Here is a 2,832-nt window from a genome sequence, read left to right as displayed (position 1 = left end):
CCTTCTCCTTCGGAGCGGGCGCGGGTCTGTGCGGCGCTGCGGGACGTTGCGCGGCGGGGAGGCGTGGCTGGAAGCCGCCGGGGCGCTGCATACCTGGTTGTTGAGCCGGAGGCTGGCCCGGTTGCAATCCTGTGCGCGGCAATGGCTGCTGCGGGCCTGCTTGCTGTGTCCCGCCCGGTTGCGGCGGCACGATTCCTCCGGGCTGAATCTGTCCATCACGCTGCGGCAGGATCTGTGGTGCGCGTGGACGGCCGGCACCTTGCGGCTGGCTGGGCTGCGGTTGCAAGTGTTGCTGCTGCCCGGCACGCGGCGTGCCCGGCCGCGCCGTGCCGCCTTGTTGTCCTTGTCCCTGCCGCTGCGGCGGCTGCGTACCTTGCTGTGTTCCCTGCCGGCTAGGTGTGCCCGGCTGCTGCTGACCCGGACGATTGTTCTGTCGCGGCTGGACGTTCGGTCGTTGCGGCTGCTGGCCTGGGGTTGTCGCCGGCCGCAATTGTTGCTGCTGCGGCGGTTGTGCCGGCCGCGGAATGCGGCTGAGCGCAGTCGGATTGGCGCGACGGAAGTCGCGCTGCTCGATGACGATCTGCCGGCCCGCAGTCTGCGCCAGATGCACCTGGCCGACGAAGCCGCGGTCGCGCGCGATCTGCTGCGCGGGAATTATGATCGGCACGGCAGCAAAGCGCATGCCGCCGGCCGTGGCTGCGCCCGGGCGGATCGCAAAGCCGCTCGCGGCTTGCGTCAGCGCGCCGAGCCGCGCGCCGCTCGCGCGTTCCTCGACATCGATGTGGCCGACCCGGCCGTCGGCGTCGGGATAGAGCTTGATGTTGACGTTGCGCGCCCTGTTCGCCGCCGCCCCTTCGGGCACGTCGACGACCCCGGTGGTGCCGCGGATGCCGAGCGTTGCCGTCGGCGTCGTGATCTTCATGTCGCCCGTCTTCGCCACCGCGGCCGCCACGAAGGCAACCGTGCCCTTGCCGACGTCGAAGATCGCCGAATTCTGCTTGCCGCCGTCGTCATAGACGTAATTGTCGATGGTGATCTTCACGCTGGCCGAGAGGTTGAACGTGGTGGCGTCGTTGAAGGTGATGCCGAGCGAGGAGTTCGACGAGGTCTGCACGATGTCGTTGAGATAGATGTCGTCGCGCACGCGCAGCGGATAGGAATTCTTGTCGCGGATCACGGTCGCAATCCCCGTCACGGTCGCGACGTTGCCGATCGGCTCGACGGCGGGAAGCTGTGCGTCTGCAGACGGTGCCGGCGTCGCCGTCGGCGTCGGCGAAGGCCCGGGCGTTGGCTGGGCTTGCGGTTGCGCCTGTGCGAACTCGATCGTCTCGGATGCGCACGCTACACCAGCGCCTGCCAGCGGCAAGGCCAGCAGGGCGAGCGCGAATACGAGGCGGCGCCAAGCCAGCATTGATGTCACGAAGGAGTCCCGGTGAGAGCGTGAGGCGAGATCGGGCGATTTCAACGGGGTGTGGCTGAATGGTGGATGAACGTCTGTCGTCGGGGCAGGGGCTAGCTATCCTTCCGTCATGGCCGGGCTTGTCCCGCCTGCACGGACGAAGCCGCTAGGGCGCGGCGAAGGCACGGCCATCCACGTCTTGATTGCGGTACGAAGAACGTGGATGCCCGGGACAAGCCCGGGCATGACGAAGAGTTGTCTACTTTTCGCGATGCGCTCCGCGGGTCAGCTCACGCGCTTCCAGGTCTGGCCGCCGCAGAACATGCCGCCGAAGGCGCAGCCTTGCACGCGCATCGTATTCGGACCTTTCATCGAGATCGTGGAGTCGTAGTTGCGGCCGGAGTTGGGATCGCGAATGCGGCCGCTCCACTTCGATCCTTCGGGCTTCATGTTGATCAGGATGCGCTCATTGGTCTTCTCGGCATAGCCGCAGAGATTGGCGCCACACTGCTCGACGCGGACATTGCCCTTGTTCTCTTCGGTCGCCCAGATGCCGATCGGCGAGTTCGCTGCGGCCACGGGCGCGGCAGCCACCGGAGCCGGCGCGGGAGCCGCGGCGACGGGAGCGGGGGCGGCAATAGGGGCAGGCGCAGCAACAGGAGCAGGCTGCGAGCTGTCGAAGCCGACAGAAGGAGCGGCGGCAGCGGTCGCGGCTGGGGCAGCGGGCGCGGCTGGCGCTGCCGGCGCAGTCGCTTGCGGCACGGGCTGCTGCTGCACGGGAGCCGGCGCGGGTTGCGCCGTCGTGGGCGCCGGAGCCGGCGTGGTGTCGTCGTCATCGTCCTTGGAGCCGCCAAGGCCCTTGAGGTTGATGTTGTTCAGCTTGATCGGCTTGTCCGACAGGCCCGGCGCGACGATGGTCACGCAATTGAGCGAAGCGCAGTTTCGCGGCGTCTCGATGCGGATGTGCTGGCCCTCGATCTGGAACGAGATCGAATTGCCGGCATGCGCGGCGGCGGTCGAAGCCAGGAAGAGGGCGGTGGCGGCGATGGAGAGCTTGTTCATGACAACCTCCGAAAATAGCGCGGTCCCGATATGGACTGGTGTCGCTGGTGGATGAAGCGTGGTTCGACCCTACGCCGCGGCGGTCGGGCGTTCTGTGATGGGCGTCACAACGAGCGAACAACGCCTGGGTGATGCAGCGCACATTCAGCCTCGCCTGCGCTGCGTAACGTCGTCGCGACACCGAGGGAAACGCAGATGCAGCGGCTTGCAACCTGGCTTGCCACCTGTCTTGCCACATCGATCGCGTTGCTGGCGATCGCGCCGACGGCGCAGGCCGGCGCCTACACGTTCTCGATCGGCGGCAACCGGTTCCATGTCGAGGCGCCGCGCAATTGCCGATCTGTGTCCTGTATCACGGTGGCTTCCAGGCG

The 2,832-nt window shown here is 67.4% G+C and carries 2 protein-coding genes; both read right to left on the bottom strand.

Translation table 11 applies throughout. The features are described from left to right. Window positions 1-1,411 (bottom strand): FecR domain-containing protein (locus XF30_RS30245; protein ID WP_192893465.1); only part of this gene is annotated, 1,411 nt, incomplete at its 3' end. A gap of 273 nt (window positions 1,412-1,684) precedes the next feature. Further along, window positions 1,685-2,461, bottom strand: a complete 777-nt coding sequence (locus tag XF30_RS30240) for a DUF2147 domain-containing protein (RefSeq protein WP_109144689.1) — start codon at window positions 2,459-2,461, stop codon at window positions 1,685-1,687. Between the last annotated feature and the right edge of the window lie 371 nt (window positions 2,462-2,832).

The organism is Bradyrhizobium sp. SUTN9-2, from assembly GCF_003122645.1.
GTDB classification, from domain to species: Bacteria; Pseudomonadota; Alphaproteobacteria; order Rhizobiales; family Xanthobacteraceae; genus Bradyrhizobium; species Bradyrhizobium yuanmingense.
This window is presented reverse-complemented; position numbering and strand designations above follow the sequence as displayed.

Bases quoted from the DNA above. Each gene is read 5' to 3' on its own strand.
- XF30_RS30240 (WP_109144689.1), bottom strand. From the start codon at position 2,461: ATGAACAAGCTCTCCATCGCCGCCACCGCCCTCTTCCTGGCTTCGACC.